Origin of the sequence: Streptomyces bacillaris (assembly GCF_003268675.1) — a bacterium.
Taxonomy (GTDB): Bacteria; Actinomycetota; Actinomycetes; order Streptomycetales; family Streptomycetaceae; genus Streptomyces; species Streptomyces bacillaris.
In genome coordinates this window covers 7,107,098-7,127,531 of sequence record NZ_CP029378.1, presented here as the reverse complement: position 1 = coordinate 7,127,531, position 20,434 = coordinate 7,107,098, and the positions used below count along the sequence as shown (strand labels likewise).

The following is a 20,434-nucleotide window of genomic DNA, read 5'->3' as shown; positions in this document are numbered from 1 at the left end:
GTCGACGGGATTCCCGTGAGGCGGGGAGGGGTCGGACATGGGCGGATGCCGGTCCGCTCCTACGGGCGAGCCACTGCTAGCGTGGCGAAGCGTGGATGACAGCGTGTACGTGAGCAACGCGGGCAAGGACGCGGCTCTGGACCGGGGTTGGCTTCTCGGGCACTTCAAGGATGTGGACGATCCGCGTCATAGCCAAGCTGTGGAGATCAAGTGGGGTGTCCACCCTCGCGGTGACGAGCGAGCGCAGTGGGTCGAGAACGAGAGACGGACAGCCCTCCTGGTGCTCATCAGCGGGCGCTTCCGGGTCGACTTTCCGGGCCACAGCGTTCTTCTGCAGGAACAAGGTGACTACGTCGTGTGGGGACGGGATGTCGGTCACTCGTGGCGCGCCGAGGAGGAGTCGGTTCTGCTGACCGTTCGCTGGCCTTCGGTGCCCGGATACGCGGTGCCGGAAGGGAAGCGGGGCCGCCTGCGGGGCTAGGCAGTTTCGCTTGGATCACCTGGCGGACCCGGGGGAAGACGACTGCGATGTGGAGTCCGGCCAGGTAGGTGGTGGCGGTCTTTCGTAGCGGGGGACGATGCCACGTCAGTGCTTCGACGGTGCTGCTCGCAGTTCTCACAGGCGGTTGCAGACCCCCTGCCAGTCGCCGTACTCCCCCGGCAGGGGGTCCCGCTGCGTGCCGGTCCGGAACTTGTGGGCGATCGCGTCCGTCACTTCACGAAGGTCCCGACGGCGCCCGGTGCGATCACCGTCGGAAAGCGAGCGGTCGTCTTGCGCCTGCGGACCGGACACCACCGTGCACGAGATCAAGACGGTGGTGGTCACCGGTGCACCGAGAACATCCACCGGTGACCACCGCCGGCAGTCACCCCCGCTCCGCGCGGCCCGCTACCGCGACCGGGCGGAGCCGGGGCGTTCCGCCCGGGCGACCCCCGCGGCTACGCTCGCCCCCGGGACACTGCCCACGGCCACCCTGCGACGGCCGCTACCGTTCGCCGATCCTCAGGAACGTGATCGAGTTGGCGGGGAACGTGTACGTGAAGGTGTCCGAGATCCCGGTCAGGGTCGACCTCACGGGGGCAACAGGAGTGGCTGTCTCGCTGTTCTCGGCGGAGGGGTCGGCCGCCAGGGTCGTCACCCGGGCCCGGGAGGCCACCCGCGCTCCGCCGAGGTCGACCCTGGTGCGTGCCTCGCTCGCCTGGGCGTTCACGACCTTGACGATCAGATCACCGGTCGCCGGGTCCCGGGTGACGACCTGACGGAACGGTTCGGCCGCCTGGTCGTCGGTGAAGGCCCCCCATTCCTGGCCGTCCAGGTAGAGGGTCACCTGGCGCCCGCGGATCTTCACTTCGATGTCGTAGGCGCGTCCTGACTCGATGGTGCCGGGCTTGCTGATCAGTGTCGTCTTCGCACCGTTGTCGGAACGCTCTACTCCGTGCGCGGTGTTGCCCCATCCTCCGAGGTTCCACCAGTAGTAGTTACCAGTGTCCTTGACACCGAAGGCGACCAGGAATCCTTCGTTGCCCGCCTGCTTGGTGGCCTTCACGTGCAGGTCGTAGTCGCGCCAGGCACGATCGCCCGCGACGACCGTGGTGTTCTCGGCCGCGACGTCCGTCTGGGCGTACTGACCGTCCTGGACGGCCCAGCTGCCGGTGCCGGTGTGGGTCCAGGCCGAGGCCGGGCCTGAGAAGTCGTCGGTCAGCAGGGCACTGCCGTCCGCGGCGGTCACCCGTACGTCGTCGTACGAGGCGGCCGTCGCCCACGTCGACAGGCCGACGGCCCCGGAGATGGGTCCGCTGACCGAAGGGGTGGAAGTGGTCTCGGAGGGAACGACCCGGTCGCCGGTGTTGTTCATGAACAGCTTCTGGACCTCGTAGTTGGCCGACCCCCAGGACGCGCGGTTGTTGAACCAGATCAAGTTGGGGCGCCACTGCACGTAGTCCTCGTTGGCGAGGACGGGCGCGTAGGAGGCCAGCTTGACGATGTCCGCGTTGCGCTCCAGACCGGTCATGAACGCGGCCTCGGCGAGACCGTTGCCGAAGGTGTTGCCCCGGGAGGCGTACTCACCGAGGAAGACCCTGGGGCCGGAGCGGTCGTAGGAGTCGTAGCGCTGGTTGTTCTCCAGGAACCACTGCGGACTGTTGTAGTAGTGCTCGTCGACCATGGAGACGCCTGCCTCCCGGTTGAGTCGCCAGAGGGTGTCGAAGGTCGCGCCGGATGCAGCCGGTCCGGAGTTGGAGACCACCGTGATCCCCGGGTACTTCGCCTCGATGGCCGTACGGAACTTCGTGAAGCGTTCGAAGAACTCCCGAGGGAGGTTCTCCTCGTTGCCGACCTGGACGTGCGTGAGGCCGAACGGCTCGGGGTGACCCATTTCGGCACGCTTACTCCCCCAGGTGGACGTCACCGGTCCGTTGGCGAACTCGATGAGGTCCAGGGTGTCCTGGATGTGCCGCTTCAGCAGGGCCTCATCGACGACGGCCCGGTTCTGACCGCAGCCGGTGACCAGGGCGGGCACGACGGGCAGCGGCATCGCCCCCACGTCCTCGGCGAAGCGGAAGTACTCGTAGTAGCCGAGGCCATAGCTCTGGTTGTAGCCCCAGAAGTTGGCGTTGGTGGCACGCTGCTCGACCGGGCCTATGGTGTCCTTCCACTGGTAGGAACGGGCTCGCTGCCAGCCGGACGCCTCGCTGTAGTCCTCCATCGAGCCGGTGTTGACGAGGCAGCCACCGGGAAAGCGGAGGAAGCCGGGCTTCAGCGCGGCGAGCTTCTCCGCCAGGTCCTTGCGCAGACCCCCCGGCTGATTCTTGTACGTGTCACGAGGGAAGAGGGACACTTCGTCCAGGGCGGCGGCGCCCGTCGAGGCTACGGCGAGCCGCCCGGTGGTGGTGCTGCGCATCGCGGTGAACGTGGCGCGGTACTGCTTCCAGCCGCCCTTCACGGCCTTCTGCTGGACCTTGGCCAGGGCGCCGCCCGCGTCCCCGAGCGTGAGCGTGAGGGTGGTTCCGGCCTCGGCGCGGGCCCATACCGAGAAGTCGTACTTCGCCCCGCCCCTCAGCGACAGACCGCTGTTGTAGCTGGAGTTGGTCAGGGTCGTGCCCGCCGTCACCCGGGCGTAGTTGCGGTTGTTCGCGTGGAGACGGCCGGCGTCGTTCACGACAGTGGCGGAGCCGTCGACGTCCCACGAGGTCAACGGGGTGTAGGCCCGGTTGTCGACGGTGGAGTACTCGAAGGACCTGTTCTGCACGAGTTCGGCGTACAGGCCTCCGTCGGCGGCCCGGTTGATGTCCTCCAGGAACAGCCCGTACATGGTGTCGTCGATCGCGGCGCCCCGCGCACTCGGGTCCACGGTGATGGTGTAGTCGGTGGCGGGCGCCTCGCCGTGCGCGGGGGCCGGCACGACGGCTGTCGTGAGCAGGACCGCGGCGGCCGTCAGGCCGAGCCCGAGACGTGGTCGGGCACTTCTGCGGGACATGGATCCTCCGAGTCGTGGCGCCCGAAGGCGCCGGTCTGGGCGGCCAGAGGTGTCGTGGTGCGCCGCGCCGCTGGGCCGACCTGCCTCGGCGGCCTCAGCCACTTCTGACCGGGAGCAGTTCCGCACCGCCGGACGTGGATGACCGGACGGACTCGGCGCGGCCCCGTGGCTGCGGGCTTCGGCCGCCGATCGAAGTGCGCATCACGCACCGTGCTGCCACCACCTCCCGAGCGAGATGGCGTCCCGCGGAGAGGGCCGAGGCAGCCGGCCGGCTCGCGTGAGCGCCCGGGCGGCATCGGCACACGACCACCCCTCGGATTGTGAGCGCTAACTAGCCCGAGCTCAAGATGCTTGCACCACCCCATAAGGGATTGACGCGGAATCGTTCGGCGACGTGTCGACGCAAAAGCCTTCACTTGACCCCAAACCTCTTCCACTCCACCACGAGCGTCCGGAACACTGCGACTCCAACTTCCCCTTACCGGCCAAGAAGGCCCAGCCCGGCCTGACCCCTTCCCGTGTCGCCGGTCGGCTGGTGCGCCGAGGACGGCACACCAGGAGGCGCACCCCGGTCCCGCACTCCGGCTGTTGCGGTGGGTACTGGCAAGCCCTCCCAGAGCTTGTTATCGTTAACAGTCACGTGGTTGGTATGCGGGTGCGACGTGGTCGGCCTCCGCTCTTCGCGCCCACGCGAAGGCTTCGCTGACCCCAGAACCTGTCCGTGACCATCAGGGGCCGATCACCCACCGCCGGCGCACCCTCCGAAAGCGCCGCCGTCCAGCCGGGGCAGGGATGACACGGATCAGGTTGCTTCTGCGGGATGTCGCGCCCAACCGGGCGGAGCCGTCACGTCGGCCTCGACACGCCAGGTTTCCCAGCAGTCCTCCGGCCCTTACCGCCGCCGCAGCAGGCGCGATCATCCCGTCCCCGCCCAACAACTTACGGAGCCGCATGAGCCTGTCCCCGCCCCCTTTCACCGGAGGCCCTCCGGTCTGTCGACCCGACCCGGCAGCCGGGCAACTCTGGACCTTCGGCTTCGTCGGAGGGCTCACGGCGGAAGTGCACACCCACGGCGCCCGCATCCACGGACTGTGGGTGCCGGACCGGCACGGCCGTCCGGACGATGTCGTCCTCGCGCCCCGCGTACCGGGCGAGTCGACCGACGCCGCCCGGTACTTCGGAGCCACCGTGGGCCGCTACGCCAACCGCATCGCCCACGGACGGTTCACCCTGGACGGCACGCCGTACCAGCTGACCACGCAGGAGAACGGCCACTGCCTGCACGGTGGAACCGACGGGTTCGACACCCGGATCTGGGAGGCCGAAAGTGTGCACACTCCGGAGCGGACCGGGGTGCTCCTGCATCTCCGCAGCCCTGACGGCGATCAGGGCTTTCCAGGCAACCTGGACGTCACGGTCAGCTTCCTCATAGGCCGGAACGACGATCTCACACTCACCTACGCAGCGGTCACCGACGCCGCCACGCCGGTCAACCTCACCAACCACGCCTACTTCAACCTCGAAGGCGAGGGCGCCGGTGACATCCTCGATCACGAGCTGGCCGTCGACGCCTCCCACTACACACCGGTCGACGGAGATCTCCTTCCGCACGGGGAGCATCTCCCCGTCTCCGGCACCGCATTCGACCTCCGCCGGGCACTCAAGCTCTCCGAGGCGCTGTCCCGCACCGAGCACGGGCCCATGGCAGCGGGCGGGGGGTACGACCACAACTTCGTACTGACCCCGGTCCGCGGCGGCACGCTGCGCCGGGCAGCCGTCCTCCACGCGCCGGCCACGGGCCGGTGCATGGAGGTGTTCACCACCGAGCCCGGCCTGCAGGTGTACACGGGCGGGCAGTTCGACGGAACCGTGGTCGGCAAGAGCGGAGCGCCCTACCGGGCGGGTGCCGGTATCGCGTTGGAGACCCAGCACTTCCCCGACTCCCCGAACCGCCCCGGCGACCCGTCCACGGTGCTCCGGACCGGCGACGAGTACCGGTCGACGACGGTCCTGCGTTTCGGTGTCCGCGGCTGACCGCGAAGGAACATGCTGAAGTGGCTGTGCCCGCCGGTGACCGACCGGCGGGCACAGCCACCAGGGGTGGAGTCAGACGCCCGCCCTGCGCCTGTTCCACACGTCGAATCCGACCGCCGCGAGCAGCACGAGGCCCTTGATGACCTGCTGCCAGTCGGTGCCGACCCCGACCAGGTTCATGCCGTTGTTGAGCACACCGAGGACCAGGCCGCCGATGATGGCGCCGGCCACGGTTCCCACGCCGCCGCTCATCGAGGCACCGCCGATGAACGCGGCGGCGATGGCCTCCAGTTCGAAGTTCACGCCCGCCTTGGGTGAGGCCGCGTTGAAGCGTGCCGCGAAAACGAGCCCGGCGAGCGCCGCGAGCATCCCCATGTTCAGGAACACCGCGAAGGTCACCTTCTTGTCCTTGACCCCGGACAGCTTCGCGGCGGGCAGGTTTCCCCCCACCGCGTACACGTGGCGGCCGATCACCGCGTTGCGCATCACGTAGCCGAAGCCGACCAGCAGCACGGCCAGGATCAGGAGTACGACAGGAGCGCCCTTGTAGCTGGCGAGCAGCAGGGTCGTGACCAGCACGGCGGCGACCAATGCCGTCACCTTGAGCACGAAGAGGCTGGTGGGGAGCGGCTCCAATGCGAACTCCCGCTGGCGCCGACGGTCTCGCACCTCCTGGAACACGACGTAGGCGATCAGCCCCAAGCCGAGGAGGAGGGTCAGGTTGTGGTAGTTGGTCTGCGGCCCTGCTTCCGGCAGGAAACCATTGGCGACCTTCTGCAGTCCCTCCGGGAACGGGCCGAGAGTCTGGCCCTGGAGGAAGATCTCCGTGAGCCCCCGGAACAGCAGCATGCCGGCGAGAGTCACGATGAACGACGGTATGCCCACGTAGGCGATGAAGAACCCTTGGAGCGCTCCCGCGACGGCCCCCAGCAGGAGGGTGAGGATCACCGCGACGGGCCAGGAGATCCGGTGCTCGACCATGAGCACGGCTCCCACGCCACCGACCAGGGCCATCAGCGAGCCCACTGACAGGTCGATGTGCCCGGAGATGATGACCATCATCATGCCGATGGCCAGGATGAGGATGTAGCTGTTCTGAAGCACCAGGTTGGACACGTTGCGAGGTAGCAGGAGGTCTCCTCCCGTCCAGACCTGGAACAGCAGCACGATCAGGCCGAGCGCGAGAAGCATTCCGTACTGGCGCATGTTCCGCCGGACGCCGTCCACAAGCGCACGAGCCACCTGCACCCCGGCAGGCCGGGCAGCACCGCTCCCCGGCGGCGCCGGAGCGGTCGTTTTCGTGGTGGCGGGGGTACTCATTGCTGATGTCCTTCGTTGGGGGTGGCGGTGCCTGCGCCGACTGCCGACGGTGCGGGGACGTCCTGCGTCATGTGCCGCATCAGCACTTCCTGGGTGGCGTCCTCGCGGGCGACTTCGCCGGTCAACCGGCCGGCGGCCATGGTGTAGACCCGGTCGCACATGCCGAGCAGTTCGGGCAGCTCGGAGGAGATGAGGAGGATCGCCTTGCCCTCGGCGGCGAGTCGGTCGATCACGGTGTAGATCTCGAACTTGGCCCCCACGTCGACGCCGCGGGTGGGCTCGTCGAGGATGAGGACATCGGGTCCGGCGAGGATCCACTTGCCGAGAACGACCTTCTGCTGGTTGCCGCCGGAGAGTCGGCCGACCGCTTCGAGGACGTTCGGGGCCTTGATGCCCATGGTCCGCCGGTACCGTTCGGCGACTCTGCGCTCCTCGTGGGCGTCGACGATGCCCCGTCGGGCGAGCGTGCGGAGGGACGCGAGCGAGATGTTCCGGCTCACGGAGTCCTCCAGGTTGAGGCCGTAGCGCTTGCGGTCCTCGGTGACGTACGCGATGCCGTTGGCAACCGCTTCGGGAACCGTGCGGGTGCGCACCGCTCGGCCGTCCTTGAGAACGGTCCCCTGCTCGTAGCGGCCGTAGGAGCGGCCGAAGACGCTCATCGCGAGTTCCGTCCGGCCTGCGCCCATGAGCCCCGCGAGGCCGACGATCTCGCCGCGGCGGACCCGGAGCGAGACCCGGTCGACGACCTTGCGGCTGTGGTCCAGGGGGTGGCGTACGGTCCAGTCCCGGATCTCCAGGACCGGGTTGACGTCCGCCGGGCCCTTGTACGGGGTGCGGTCGGGGAATCGGCTGTCCAGGTTCCGCCCCACCATGCCTTGGATGATGCGGTCCTCGGTGGTGGCCGGGTCCCTGACGTCCAGGGTCTCGATGGAGTGTCCGTCGCGCAGGATGGTGACGGAGTCGGCGATCTGCGCGATCTCGTTGAGCTTGTGCGAGATGATGATGGAAGTGATGCCCTGCTCTTTCAGTTCCCGCATCAGCCGCAGCAGTTTCGCGCTGTCCTCGTCGTTGAGGGCTGCGGTGGGTTCGTCGAGGATCAGCAGCCGGACGTCCTTCGCGAGCGCCTTCGCGATCTCCACGAGCTGCTGCTTGCCGACGCCGATGTCGGCCACCCGGGTCTCCGGGTGCTCGTCGAGACCGACGAGCCGCAGCAGCTCGGCGGCACGCCTCAGCGCTTCGCGCCAGTCGATGATTCCACGTCGCGAAGGCTCGTTGCCGAGGAAGATGTTCTCGGCGATGGACAGGTAGGGGACGAGGGCGAGTTCCTGATGGATGATGACGATGCCGTGCTGCTCACTGGCCCTGATGTCCTTGAAGCGGCACGGTTCACCGTCGAAGAGGATCTCGCCCTCGTAGGTCCCGTGCGGATGCACGCCGGACAGGACCTTCATCAGCGTCGACTTGCCGGCGCCGTTCTCTCCGCAGAGGGCGTGAACCTCACCGCGCTTCACGGACAGGGTCACTTCCGACAGAGCCCTGACGCCGGGGAAGGTCTTGACGATGGCCCGCATCTCCAGCACGGGGCCGCCCGGAGGCCCGTCCGAGGACGAGGCGAACGCCGGGGAGCTCAACGGAGTTCCTCCGCCTTGATGTAGCCGGAGTCGACCAGAACCTTCCGGTAGTTCGCCTTGTCGACGCTGATCGGGTCGAGCAGGTAGGCCGGAACCACCTTCTTGCCGTTGTCGTAGGTGCTGTCGTCATTGATCTCGGGCTTCTCGCCATCGAGGACGGCGGTCACCATGTTCGCGGCGACCTCCGCCAGTGCGCGGGTGTCCTTGTAGACGGTCTGGGTCTGCTGGTTCGCGATGATCGACTTCACGGACGCGACCTCGGCGTCCTGGCCGGTGACGATCGGCAGGGGCTTGGCCGAACTTCCGTAGTCGTCGGACTTCAGGGCGGACAGGATGCCGATCGAGATGCCGTCGTAAGGGGACAGCACGGCGTCGACCCGTGCCGTGGAATAGGCCGAGGTCAACAGGTCGTCCATGCGCTTCTGCGCCGTGCCTCCGTCCCAGCGCAACGTGGTGACCTGAGCGAGCCGGGTCTGCTGGGAGCGTACGACGAGCTGCTTCTTGTCGAGGTAGGGCTTCAGCACCTCCATGGCTCCGTTGAAGAAGTACTTGGTGTTGTTGTCGTCGTTCGAGCCGGCGAACAGCTCGATGTTGAAGGGGCCCTTCTTCGAGCCGTCCTTCAGACCCAGCTTGTCGACGATGTAGGTGGCTTGGAGCTTGCCGACCTTCTCGTTGTCGAAGGAGGCGTAGTAGGCCACATGCGGGGATCCCAGGATGAGCCGGTCATAGGAGATCACCGGGATGTCGGCGTCCGCCGCCTGCTGCAGGACATTGGACAGCGCCTCACCGTTGATGGCCGCCACGACCAAGGCGTCGACGCCTTGGGTGATCATGTTCTCGATCTGGGCCACCTGCTGGTCCGGGTCGTCCTCCCCGTACTGCAGGTTGGTGAGAAAGCCGCTCTCCTTCAAACCTGCGGTCATGTTGGCGCCGTCCGCGATCCACCTCTCGGAGGACTTGGTGGGCATGGAGATCCCGATGGTGAGGTCCTTCTTGTCCTTCGACTCCCGACTTCCTCCCTCGCTGTTCTGCCCACAGGCCGTGAGAAGCAGGAGGCAGCTGGTGGTCGCGGCGAGGAGGGGGGATGCGGCTCGGAACTTCGTCATGGGCATTACCTGGCAATCTCGTCGTTGAGGATGCATCGGCCCCGAAGGGCTTCGGCGGCAGCACGTGTCCTCGCACCACCGGGGCGTCGTCGCGGAGACAGTCGGGCTCAAGAGCCTCGGTCGAGCTTGATTGTTAGCGCTCGCATCACTGCAGGACAAGAGGAACCAGGCATTTTCTCGTGGTGATGCTCGCCCGCCGACCCGAAGAACGGGGCAAAAGCGGGGCATCCCAGAGAGGCCGCGTACCGACGCCGCAGTCAGCCTGCCACCGGACGGCACCTCCGGCACAGCACAGTCGACTCGATACGCTTCGCCCAACGCGCGTCGGCGACCCGCGGCGCGAAGAGGCCGGGCGGCCTCGCCGCACCGCCGGACCCACCCGGCCGGACAGCAGCGGGTCGACCGGCCCTCGGGAGGCTCCATGAAGAGCACTGGGCCCCGGCGTCAGGCCGCACCAGCGGCGCGAACCCCCCGAGCATGGGACGATCCCGGCCCCCGGATGCCCGGCGCTCCTCTGTCCCGGAGCAGCTTCCCCACGGCCATCACGGAACCGCCGCAGGCCGGCCCCGCCCGGAATCTCCCTCGACGAGTCACACCCGCCGAGTGGTCTTCGCCCCAGGGCTCCGGAAGACGTCTCCAGCTCCGCCGCGGAAGCCGGCCGCCACGCATCCGCCCTGCGGGGCTCGCGACGCAGCCAGGGTGCGCCGACCCGCGGGCTCGACATCCCCCTCCATGCTGCCGGTCACAGACGGAGGATCGCCGCCCGCCGGGCATGGAAACACCGCCTGCCCGCGAAGTCGGCGCACGAACGCATGCCGGGAGACCGCTTTGATGCCGACAGGCCGGATCGGCACCCTGGACGGGACGAGCACGGGGTGAGCCCCAGGAAGCACCCCTCGGCACCGACGGTGCGGGCGCACCCGACCTCATGACCTCGGCGCTGCGAACACAACACGACCACCCTCTCGCCGGTCGACAGGACGGGCTTCCAAGAACGCCCCAGAGCAAGGACGCGCAGAGCCGGTCGTGAGGACCGGTACAGCCCCGAAGGTCGACGAAAGTGCCTGAGGCTCTTGTCGAACTTGGTTGTGAACGTTAACAATTGGGGTGCCAGGATGACGAACTACGTGAGTCCCCCTGTGGTATCACCACCGACCGCATCCCCAACCAGCCGGCCCGGAGAACGCGTTGCCACACGGATCCGCTCGCGGGCTCCGGGAAGGCATCACACCCCGGCGACACCGTATCCGGCAACCCGATATCCGACCTGTTGAGAGGAGCCCTGACGCAGGGTGAGCATCAAGCCGACCACCTCAGACCTCCAGTGGACCGATTTGGACCAGCGGGCGGTGGACACCGCCCGCGTCCTCGCCGCGGACGCCGTACAGAAAGTCGGAAACGGCCACCCGGGCACGGCGATGAGCCTGGCCCCCGCCGCGTACACCCTGTTCCAGAAAGTCATGCGGCACGACCCGGCGGACGCGGAGTGGACCGGCCGCGACCGGTTCGTCCTGTCGGCGGGTCACTCCAGCCTGACCCTCTACATCCAGCTCTACCTGGCCGGTTACGGCCTGGAGCTGGACGACCTGAAGGCGTTCCGGACGTGGGGCTCCAAGACCCCGGGCCACCCGGAGTACGGCCACACGACCGGTGTCGAGACGACGACGGGCCCGCTGGGCCAGGGTGTCGCCAACGCGGTGGGCATGGCCATGGCCGCCCGCTACGAGCGCGGCCTCTTCGACCCGGAGGCGGCCCCCGGCACCTCCCCGTTCGACCACACCGTCTGGGTCGTCGCCGGTGACGGCTGCCTCCAGGAGGGCATCGCCGCCGAGGCATCCTCGCTGGCCGGGCACCAGAAGCTGGGCAACCTGGTCCTGCTCTGGGACGACAACCACATCTCCATCGAGGGCGACACCGAGACCGCGGTCTCCGAGGACACCCTCAAGCGGTACGAGGCGTACGGCTGGCACGTCCAGCGCGTCGAGCAGCAGGCCAACGGCGACCTGGACCCGGCGGGCCTGTACGCGGCGCTCCAGGCGGCCAGGGCCGAGACCGAGCGCCCCTCGTTCATCGCGGCCCGCTCGATCATCGCCTGGCCCGCCCCGAACGCCCAGAACACCGAGGCCGCCCACGGTTCGGCCCTCGGCGAGGCGGAGATCGCGGCCACCAAGCGGGTCCTGGGCTTCGACCCGGAGCAGACCTTCGAGGTCTCCGACGAGGTCATCGGCCACACCCGCCAGGCCCTGGACCGCGGCCGTGAGGCCCGTGCCGAGTGGGACAAGGCGTTCGCCGCGTGGCGCACCGCCAACCCCGAGCGCGCCGCCGACTTCGACCGGATCGCGGCGGGCGAGCTGCCCGCGGGCTGGGAGGACAAGCTCCCGGTCTTCGAGCCCGGCAAGTCCCTGGCCACCCGCGCCGCCTCCGGCAAGGTCCTCCAGGCGCTGGGCGAGATCGTGCCCGAGCTGTGGGGCGGCTCCGCCGACCTCGCGGGCTCGAACAACACCACGATCGACAAGACGTCCTCGTTCCTCCCGGTCGGCAACCCGCTGCCCGAGGCCGACCCGTACGGCCGCACGATCCACTTCGGGATCCGCGAGCACGCGATGGCCGCCGCCATGAACGGCATCGCGCTGCACGGCAACACCCGTATCTACGGCGGGACCTTCCTGGTCTTCTCCGACTACATGCGCAACGCGGTGCGCCTCTCCGCGCTGATGCACCTGCCGGTGACGTACGTGTGGACGCACGACTCGATCGGCCTCGGCGAGGACGGCCCGACCCACCAGCCCGTCGAGCACCTGGCCTCGCTGCGCGCCATCCCGGGGCTGAACATCGTCCGCCCGGCCGACGCCAACGAGACGTCCATCGCCTGGGCCGAGATCCTGCGCCGCTACACCAAGGTGTTCGGCAAGGGCACCCCGCACGGTCTGGCGCTGACCCGCCAGGGCGTGCCGACGTACGAGCCCAACGAGGACGCGGCCAAGGGCGGTTACGTCCTGTTCGAGGCCGAAGGTGGCGAGCCGCAGGTGCTGCTCATCGCGACCGGCTCCGAGGTCCACGTCGCTGTCGAGGCGCGCGAGCAGCTCCAAGCGGCCGGTGTGCCGACCCGGGTGGTCTCGATGCCGTCCGTCGAGTGGTTCGAGGAGCAGGATCAGGGTTACAAGGAGAGCGTGCTCCCGCCGTCGGTCAAGGCGCGGGTCGCCGTGGAGGCGGGCATCGGCCTGACCTGGCACCGGTACGTCGGGGACGCCGGCCGGATCGTCTCGCTCGAGCACTTCGGCGCCTCGGCCGACGCCAAGGTCCTCTTCCGCGAGTTCGGCTTCACCCCCGAGAACGTGGCCGCCGCCGCACGGGAATCTCTCGAAGCCGCAGCACGCTGACGCCGACAGATACGACCAGGGCGTGTAGCGAAAGTCGATCTTGGTTGTGCATGATCGCTTGCTGTGGGGCGTGGTGATCTGACGAACGACCAGTGGGCGCGGCTTGAGCTGTTGCTGCCTCTGGGCAAAAAGCCGAGCCGTCCACCGGTGTGGACCCGGCGGCAGTTGATGGACGGCATACGGTGGCGGACCAGGACCGGCGCCCCGTGGCGCGACGTGCCGGAGCGGTACGGGCCGTGGGATCAGGCCTACGACCTGTTCCGGCGCTGGCAGCACGGCGGCATCTGGAAGCGGATCTTCGAGCAGCTGCAGGCCGAGGCCGACGCGAAGGGCCTGATCACATGGGACGTCAGCGTGGACTCCACGATCGCCCGGACCCACCAACATGCCGCCGGGGCGCGTAAGAAGGGGCACTGCAGAAGGCGCCTCCCTGCGGCGTACACCGAACCCGACGACCATGGCCTCGGACGTTCGCGTGGTGGGCTGACCACCAAGCTGCACCTGGCGGTCGAGCAGGGGTGGTCGCGGCCATCAACGAGTGGCTGTGACGAAGACGATCAGCTGGCTGACAGGTCACGTTCGTACCGGCTCACCCAGGTGAGGGGGCCCTCGTCGTGCCGCTGCCCAGGGGCGCCGCCCACCGCCACGTCACCGCGGTGCACGAACCCCCGAGCCTCGTAGTAGGCGCGCAGCCGCGCGTTGGAGCTCACGCAGTCCAGCCGCAGGGCATCGGCGCCGCGGTGGCGTGCGGCATCGGACGCCCAGTCGAGCATCACAGCCCCCAGGCCGGCCGCCCAGCGACACACGGCCATCCGATGCACGTAGCCCGCGGTACCGCCGAGATCCGCCCACACAGGATCGGCCCAATCCAGAGTGATCGTGCCCGCGACCGTGTCCCCAACGCTGACCAGCCACGTCTCACCACGCGATATCGCCTCGACAACCCACTCCGCGTCGAATCGCGAGGGCCACTGGGTGATCCCCCGCGCACCGAGCCACCCCGCGGCCTCATCGAGCACCCCCAGGACATCGTCCCTCCGACTCCCGGCCGCGATCCTGAAGACGACCTCACTGCTGTCCCACTCACCCGACATGCCTCGGATGATCTCAGTGATCGAGCTGCCCTCGTGACTCAGCCACTACTCTCGCAACAGGCCCTGGCTCGATCTTTATCCTCGGAGCCCGAACGAGTCCTCGTACTTGATCACTCGGACCGGTAACCGCCCTGCGTGCGGGCGGCCTTCGGCTGAGCATGTGATCCGACCGAGGAACACGCAACGCTCAGCACGAAGGCCGTGGGAATGAGGCTGGCGCATCATGTTGTCCGGAAGGATCCGTTCGCGGGACTGTCACGCTTCCGGGGTGAGTTCTGCTCCTGTCTGACCCGGCGTGCGGACGCCCTGCTCGAACTAGCGGACGCGGTGTTGTGCGCCGATGGGCTGGTCCGGTCGCTGGTGGAACTCTCACTGGTCGGCGAACACCGTCGTGGACACGGCGGGCTCTACGACGCCCTGTCCGCAGGCCGGGGCGATATCGTCCGGCTGCGACGGGCCCTGGCCGCGGTTCCGCTGCCACGATCAGCGGACGGCCGACTGGTCCTGGCCGCCGACCTCACCTACGAGGAGGTCTTCCGAGCGACCGCTGGGCCCCTGGACAAGGCACAGGCCAACAAGCAGCGCCCGCTGTGGGCCTCCACCGGCGTCAAGGACACCCTCTACGTCGACGACCTCGACGCCATCAAGATCTTGGCATCTCCTACGACGACGTCGTCCAGGTACTGGAGGACGAGGGCATCGAGAAGTTCGCGGCGTCCTGCAACGACCTGCTCAAGTCGACCGAGGCGGAGCTCTCGCGCCTCACCCCCTCGGAAGCCTCGGCATGACGGGAGCGGTGCCGCGGAGTCGGCCGGCTCCGTTGTGGCGCTCACCGCACCCGATGGCTGCCGGGCCGGTGGCAGCCATCGGGTGCGGTTCATATCGCAGAAGGCGCGCGGACCTGCCGACGCTGTGCGGACGGTCCGGCCCGGAGTCCGATGATCAGCCTATGCTCCACTGCTGTGCGTTGTTTCCGTTGCAGGTCCACTGCCGGACCTCGGCACCCGGTGCGGTTGCCCAGTTGTAGTTGTCCAGGCACAGACCACTGTGCCGGTTGCTGAGGGTGGAAAAGCCCTCCCCCACCGGACTGGTGCGCCACTGCTGTGCGTTGTTTCCGTTGCAGGTCCACTGCCGGACCTCGGCACCCGGTGTGGTCCCCCAGTTGTAGTTGTCCAGGCACAGACCACTGTGCCGGTTGCGGATCTGGTAATAGCCGCCGCTCACCGGCGTCATGGCCCAGTCCTGAACCGCCGCCCCGTTGCAGGTCCACTGCTGTACGGCAGCCCCCGGCGTGGTCGCCCAGTCACGGTCGTCCAGGCACAGGCCGCTGTGCCTGTTGCGAAGCACGACCGGTGCCGCAGCGGCTCCCGCCTCGCCGGACGGTCCCTGGACGACGGTCGAAGTGGACACCGGGGTACCGAGATCCGGTGTGCCGTCCGCCTTCCAGGAGATCTTCTGTACGCGGGTCGTGCGCGAGGTGCCGCACCCCTGGCCGGGAGAGGAGTTCGCGTGGTAGGCGATCCAGGTCTCGCTGCCATCGGGTGAGGAGAAGAACGAGTGGTGCCCCGGCCCGAAGACACCTGCGGCGTCATCGCGTTGGAATATCGGCGCGGCGTGTTTGGTCCACGACGCGGCGGCAAGAGGGCTGCCGCCCCGGTACTCCAGCATGCCCAACTTGTAGTTGGGGCCGTTGCAGTGGCTGGCCGAGTACGTGAGGAAGGTACGCCCGCCCCGCTGCAGGGCGAACGACCCCTCGTTGACCGCTCCGTCCTGCCGCTCCCACGCCAGGGTCGGGGCCGAGATCCGCGTCCCGGTCGCGGCGGCGGTCCACGGATTCGTCATGGGCGCGATGTAGATCGACTGCAGATTGTCCTGCGGGGAGAACGCCGAGAACGTCATGTAGAGGCTGCCGTTGAGCTTCAGCAGGCTCGCGTCGATGGCCCAGCCGTTGTCGGGCATGAGGTTGATGATGCCGCGGTCGGTGTACGGCCCCAATGGATCACGCCCGGAACTCTCCAGGACGTGTGTCCTCCGGGGGCCGCCGCTCTGCTCGATCGAGTAGTACAGGTACCAGCGGTCGCCGACCATCTCCAGGTGCGGCGCCCACATACCGGTCCCGCCGGTACGGAAGACGAGTCGCTCCGGTGCGTCGCGCAGGCCGGCGACAGTCGGCGACCGACGCATGACGATGTCGGACGACCACGTGGTGGCGACGTAGTAGTAGAAGCCCTCGTGGTGCACCAAGGTCGGGTCGGCGCTGTTCGGCGCGCCGACCACGGGATTGGTGAAGGAGGGACCGGGTGCCGCCTCGGCCCGGGGGGATCCGATGAGGTTGATGCTCATGATGGTGACAAGAGCCACCGCGAACAGGAGAAGTCGTCCTGCCGATGTTCGTTGTCGGGCGAATGACACCGTGCCTCCTGGGGCGTGTCGGTCGTACTGGGTGAGGGGCATGAGGGGCTGGAGCGCGATCAGGGGCAAGCACCGAGGCAACCTCACGCACACCGCATGGGAGGTAGGGCCCACGGGGTGGCCCGCGCGGGCCGGTGAGAACTCAGTACCCGATGCGGAAGGTCGCGTCGGCACGGTCGCCGGCGCTCGCCACCTCATCAAGGCGCAGGGCGAAGTCCGCGTGCCGGAGGTGGCGAGCCGGGTGGTTGACAGAGCGGAAGGACGACCAGTCCGGGTCCGCCAGACCGGGCTCACGACGGAACGTGGCATCCCGCGCGAACTGTGCCGTTCCGTCATCGCGGAGGAGCTTGACCTGGAAGCCCTGGTGCCGCAGGTAGTGGCCGGGGAAGCTCACGGATTCGAACGAGACGTCGTCGGAACCTGCCAGACCTGGCGTCAGACGCCATACGGAGTCCTGGTAGGGCTCCGAAGGTTGCTCGGCGATCCAGGCGTCGAAGTCGGCGTGCCGGATGAAGTGCCCCGGAAAGTTGTACGACTTCAGCCGCTTTCCCTCCGTGCCGCCGTACGTCCGCAGCAGCCGGTCGTACTCCGCGGCGGTGACGGTCTGGATCGTGTTGTGCTTCGCGTTCAACGGCGCGGTGTACCGCCCGCGGTCGAGCTTCGTCCAGGAAGCGGACGCCAGGTCTCCCTCCCAGACATCGAACCTCGCGTTCGGGCAGAAGGTGTCGCCCCAGAGCTGCCACCTGCCGGACGTCAGCGACTTGACCAGTGTCGGGGCCTCGGTGCACGGGTTCCCGGCGAGAGTGCCGCCGTAGCGCCTGAAGCTGCCCGGGGCCGACGACGCCGACCGGGCGCCGACGAGGCCGCCGGTCGCGTGGTCCTTGTAGTACAGGTAGTTCATGCCGTTGACATCGGTCACGACATGCGAGTCGATGACGCCCGCCGGGCCGCCGTCGAAGAACGTCGTGGGCGCGGTGGTGGTGCGGAAATCGGTGGTGTACACGACCGCGATGACCGAGTACCTGCTGCCCTCGGGGACCGTCGAGTAGGTGATCCCGTACGCCTGTCGGCTCGGGTCCCAGTGAACGGCAGGCGCCCAGCTGTAGGAGTTCGGATTGGTCCGGTTGACGTTGAGCAGACGGTCGGCGGACCAGTTCACCAGGTTCGGGGAGGTCCAGACGTGGATGTTCGGATTGGGCTCAGTGAAATCGCCTCCCCTGGGGATGTCCGTCGCCACCGCCACCCAGGTACCGTCGTTGAGCCGGTACAGGAAGGGATCACGGAGGCCCTTGGTGCCGGCCGTGGGTATGAGCACCGCCTTGTTGTCGTGGAGTGGCGTCCACTCCAGACCATCGGTGCTCAGGGCCAGATGCAGGGCGTTCACGTCGCCTGATCCGTTGAGGGACTCCTTGAAGTAGCCCATGACGTAGCCCGCGTCGTCGGCGGCCACAGTGGCGTTGCTTGCCGCGTCGATGGGCTGGGACGCGTCGGTGGGCTGGGAGGCATGTGCGGGCACCGCGCCGACGGCGGCGAGCGAGGCCGCGACGAGCCAGCGGGCGAACCGTTTCCGATGAGGTCTTCTCATGAGGAATCCATTCGCGTGTGGGGGCGGGCACGGGGAGGCTGGGGCGCCCCGGCCTGCTTTCCGAAGGGCAATCGGGAACGGTCGGTGCCTGCTGCGATGCGATGAGGCGGGCAAGGCGAAGAGAGCATGCGTGTGCGCGGCATGACGCCGTGAAGCAGCGGTGCTTTCGGGTTCCGCGACCCGGGCCCTTCCGTTTTCGCGACCGTCGAGAAGGCGTCCGGTGTCCGTCGCCCGACAGCGGCCGGTCCCCAGGCCGACCCGACGCGGCCAACGGCGAAGACTCCTCGTGAGCAGCGAACGGCGAACCAACGGCGGTGAGCAGCACGTAACGTAGCTCAGGCATCCGCCACCGACAACCCCTTCTGTTATCGATAACACTCGACCGGTGGATGGGAGTTCACTTCCGTCGACACCGATACAGGCAGGCTGCGGAACCACCCTCCTCCACCGCACTCCCTCTCTCTGGCACGGTTGACGCCATGTTTCGCGGTGATCAGCAACCGCGACGAGCTGGCCAGGGGCACACCCGGCCAACGGGATCAGCCTGCCGCGGAGCACGGCCGACACCAGGATTTGTTTCCGAGGGATTGAGCCGGTGAACAACCGCTGTTAACGTTCACACCCATCGGAAGCACTTCGATCGCTCGTTGGTGACGGCTCGGTCGGCGCCATCGCGCACTCGCCCAACTCCCCCCAGGAGGAGCCGTGGCGTCGAAAGGCGGCGTTCGTGACCGTGCCGTCCTCGGAGCTCCCCCGCCGAGCTGACCACCGAGAATGCGGCTGCCCGCGCCCGGGCACGGCCTCCCCGGCACCCTCCGCTTTCCCGCGCGCGGACGTGGCCGCCACGCCCGCGCTTCTCTCCCACGGCGAACGCTGGAAACCGACCCGCTGCCGTTCCCGCATCACCGACGAAGGAGAATCCCGTGAGGCTCAGAAGTCGCGGCCTGCTCACCGCGACGGCCGTCCTGGCCGTGTTGTCGGTCGGCATTCCCGCTCCCGCTGCGGCGGCTGCTCCCACCCCCGCGGCAACGTTCGTGAATCCGATCGCCCAGCAGCGCGCCGATCCGCACGTCCACAAGCACACGGACGGCTACTACTACTACACCGCGACCGTGCCCGCCTACGACCGCATCGTCCTGCGCCGCGCCACCACGCTGCAGGGGCTGGCGACCGCCCCGGAGACAACGATCTGGACCAAGCACGCCAGCGGTGACATGGGCGCGCACATCTGGGCTCCGGAGATCCACTTCATCGACGGCAAGTGGTACATCTACTTCGCCGCTGCTCCCGCCGAAGACCCTTGGGCGATCCGTCCGTACGTACTGGAGTCCGGGTCCGCCAATCCGCTCACCGGCTCCTGGAACGAGAAGGGCCGGATCAGTCTGCCACTGAACACCTTCTCCCTGGACGCCACCACGTTCGTACACAACGGCACCCGCTACCTGAGCTGGGCACAGGCCGATCCCGCCATCGGTGACGGCACGGGCATCTACATCGCCCGGATGTCCAACCCCTGGACCATCAGCGGCCGCCCTGCACGGATCGCCTCCCCCACCCACGCGTGGGAGACCAGAGGCCATCGGGTCAACGAAGGACCGGCCTTCATCAGCAAGGGCGACAAGGTCTTCATGACCTTCTCCGCCAGTGCGACCGACAGCAACTACTGTCTGGGGCTCCTGACGGCCGACCGGACGTCCGATCTGCTGAGCCCCTCCTCCTGGTCGAAGAAGCCCACCCCTGTCTTCACCAGCAACACGGCGACGAGTCAGTACGGTCCGGGCCACAACTCCTTCACCGTCTCCGAGGACGGTGCGTCGGACATCATGGTCTACCACTCCCGCACGTACCGGGACATCAGCGGCGACCCGCTGAAGGACCCCAACCGGCAGACCCGGATGCAGAAGCTGTACTGGAACAGTGACGGCACTCCCAACTTCGGCGTGCCCGTCGCCGAAGGGCCCACCCCCGTCCGCCTCTCCTCGTTCAACTTCCCCGACCGGTACATCCGCCACGCAGGTCTGCGGGCCCGGGTGGAGGCGAACGTCACCGACCTCGCCGACTCGCAGTTCCGCATCGTCGGTGGACTGGCCGGCAACGGCACCGTCTCCCTGGAGTCGGCGAACTTCCCCGGCCACTACCTGCGCCACAAGGGCTTCGAGGTCTGGCTCGAGAGGAACGACGGATCTTCTCTCTTCTCGGCCGACGCCTCGTTCCACCGCAGGCCGGGCCTGGCCGCCGCGTCGGCCGGCTTCTCCTTCGAGTCGTCCAACTACCCCGGCCGCTACCTGCGGCACTACGACAGTCTTCTGTACGTCCAGCCGGTGAACTCGGCGCTGGACCGGGCCGACGCCACCTACTCCATCGAGTAGGCACCTGGGGGCGGCACCTGGCGCCCG

The 20,434-nt window shown here is 68.1% G+C and carries 12 protein-coding genes and 2 pseudogenes; 6 read left to right on the top strand and 8 right to left on the bottom strand.

Going from position 1 to position 20,434, the window contains the following annotated elements:
• The first annotated feature begins 91 nt into the window (after positions 1-91).
• Positions 92-481 (top strand): cupin domain-containing protein, encoded by a 390-nt coding sequence (locus DJ476_RS31110; RefSeq protein ID WP_112492067.1) that lies wholly within the window; start codon positions 92-94, stop codon positions 479-481.
• A gap of 135 nt (positions 482-616) precedes the next feature.
• Here DJ476_RS31110 and DJ476_RS31105 read toward each other — a convergent pair whose 3' ends face one another.
• Both DJ476_RS31105 and DJ476_RS31100 read right to left on the bottom strand, forming a co-directional pair.
• On the bottom strand, positions 617-826 hold the full coding sequence (locus DJ476_RS31105; RefSeq protein ID WP_162638813.1) for a transposase: 210 nt from the start codon (positions 824-826) through the stop codon (positions 617-619).
• A gap of 160 nt (positions 827-986) precedes the next feature.
• The gene (locus DJ476_RS31100; protein WP_112492065.1) at positions 987-3,476 is read right to left on the bottom strand and encodes an alpha-L-arabinofuranosidase C-terminal domain-containing protein; all 2,490 of its coding nucleotides are present in this window, start codon (positions 3,474-3,476) and stop codon (positions 987-989) included.
• Between the two features lie 951 nt (positions 3,477-4,427).
• On the opposite strand from DJ476_RS31100, the gene DJ476_RS31095 reads away from it, so the two are divergent.
• Entirely contained in the window at positions 4,428-5,510 is a 1,083-nt protein-coding gene (locus tag DJ476_RS31095; protein ID WP_112492064.1) for an aldose epimerase family protein, read from the top strand.
• A 72-nt stretch (positions 5,511-5,582) separates the two neighbouring features.
• Here the strand turns inward: DJ476_RS31095 and mmsB are convergent, their stop codons facing one another.
• The 3 genes from mmsB to chvE are packed head-to-tail and all read right to left on the bottom strand — an operon-like array spanning position 5,583 to position 9,567.
• A complete protein-coding gene (gene mmsB / locus DJ476_RS31090) occupies positions 5,583-6,830 on the bottom strand; it encodes a multiple monosaccharide ABC transporter permease (protein WP_112492063.1) in 1,248 nt (415 codons plus the stop codon).
• Complete coding sequence (gene mmsA, locus DJ476_RS31085) at positions 6,827-8,401, bottom strand: multiple monosaccharide ABC transporter ATP-binding protein (protein ID WP_112492672.1); 1,575 nt, start codon at positions 8,399-8,401, stop codon at positions 6,827-6,829. Before mmsA ends, mmsB begins: the two co-directional genes overlap by 4 nt.
• A 56-nt stretch (positions 8,402-8,457) precedes the next feature.
• Positions 8,458-9,567, bottom strand: a complete 1,110-nt coding sequence (gene chvE, locus DJ476_RS31080; RefSeq protein WP_112492062.1) for a multiple monosaccharide ABC transporter substrate-binding protein — start codon at positions 9,565-9,567, stop codon at positions 8,458-8,460.
• A gap of 1,292 nt (positions 9,568-10,859) precedes the next feature.
• Between chvE and tkt the strand changes: the two genes are divergently transcribed.
• Together tkt and DJ476_RS31070 are read left to right on the top strand one after the other, a co-directional pair.
• Entirely contained in the window at positions 10,860-12,947 is a 2,088-nt protein-coding gene (gene tkt, locus DJ476_RS31075) for a transketolase (protein ID WP_112491785.1), read from the top strand.
• Positions 12,948-13,010: 63 nt separating this feature from the next.
• Positions 13,011-13,451: pseudogene (locus DJ476_RS31070) on the top strand (IS5 family transposase); the annotation flags it as partial.
• A gap of 53 nt (positions 13,452-13,504) precedes the next feature.
• Here DJ476_RS31070 and DJ476_RS31065 read toward each other — a convergent pair.
• Positions 13,505-14,041, bottom strand: a complete 537-nt coding sequence (locus tag DJ476_RS31065) for a GNAT family N-acetyltransferase (protein ID WP_112492061.1) — start codon at positions 14,039-14,041, stop codon at positions 13,505-13,507.
• Positions 14,042-14,248: 207 nt separating this feature from the next.
• On the opposite strand from DJ476_RS31065, the pseudogene DJ476_RS35225 reads away from it, so the two are divergent.
• Positions 14,249-14,563 (top strand): annotated as a pseudogene (locus tag DJ476_RS35225) (transposase); the annotation flags it as partial.
• Between the two features lie 420 nt (positions 14,564-14,983).
• On the opposite strand, the gene DJ476_RS31050 reads toward DJ476_RS35225, so the two are convergent.
• Both DJ476_RS31050 and DJ476_RS31045 read right to left on the bottom strand, forming a co-directional pair.
• The gene (locus DJ476_RS31050; RefSeq protein WP_162638811.1) at positions 14,984-16,384 is read right to left on the bottom strand and encodes a family 43 glycosylhydrolase; all 1,401 of its coding nucleotides are present in this window, start codon (positions 16,382-16,384) and stop codon (positions 14,984-14,986) included.
• Positions 16,385-16,595: 211 nt separating this feature from the next.
• Positions 16,596-18,038: an AbfB domain-containing protein gene (locus DJ476_RS31045; RefSeq protein ID WP_112492059.1), complete on the bottom strand. Its 1,443-nt coding sequence runs from the start codon at positions 18,036-18,038 to the stop codon at positions 16,596-16,598.
• Between the two features lie 974 nt (positions 18,039-19,012).
• Here DJ476_RS31045 and DJ476_RS31040 point away from each other — a divergent pair.
• On the top strand, positions 19,013-20,407 hold the full coding sequence (locus tag DJ476_RS31040; RefSeq protein WP_404827599.1) for a family 43 glycosylhydrolase: 1,395 nt from the start codon (positions 19,013-19,015) through the stop codon (positions 20,405-20,407).
• Positions 20,408-20,434 lie beyond the last annotated feature (27 nt).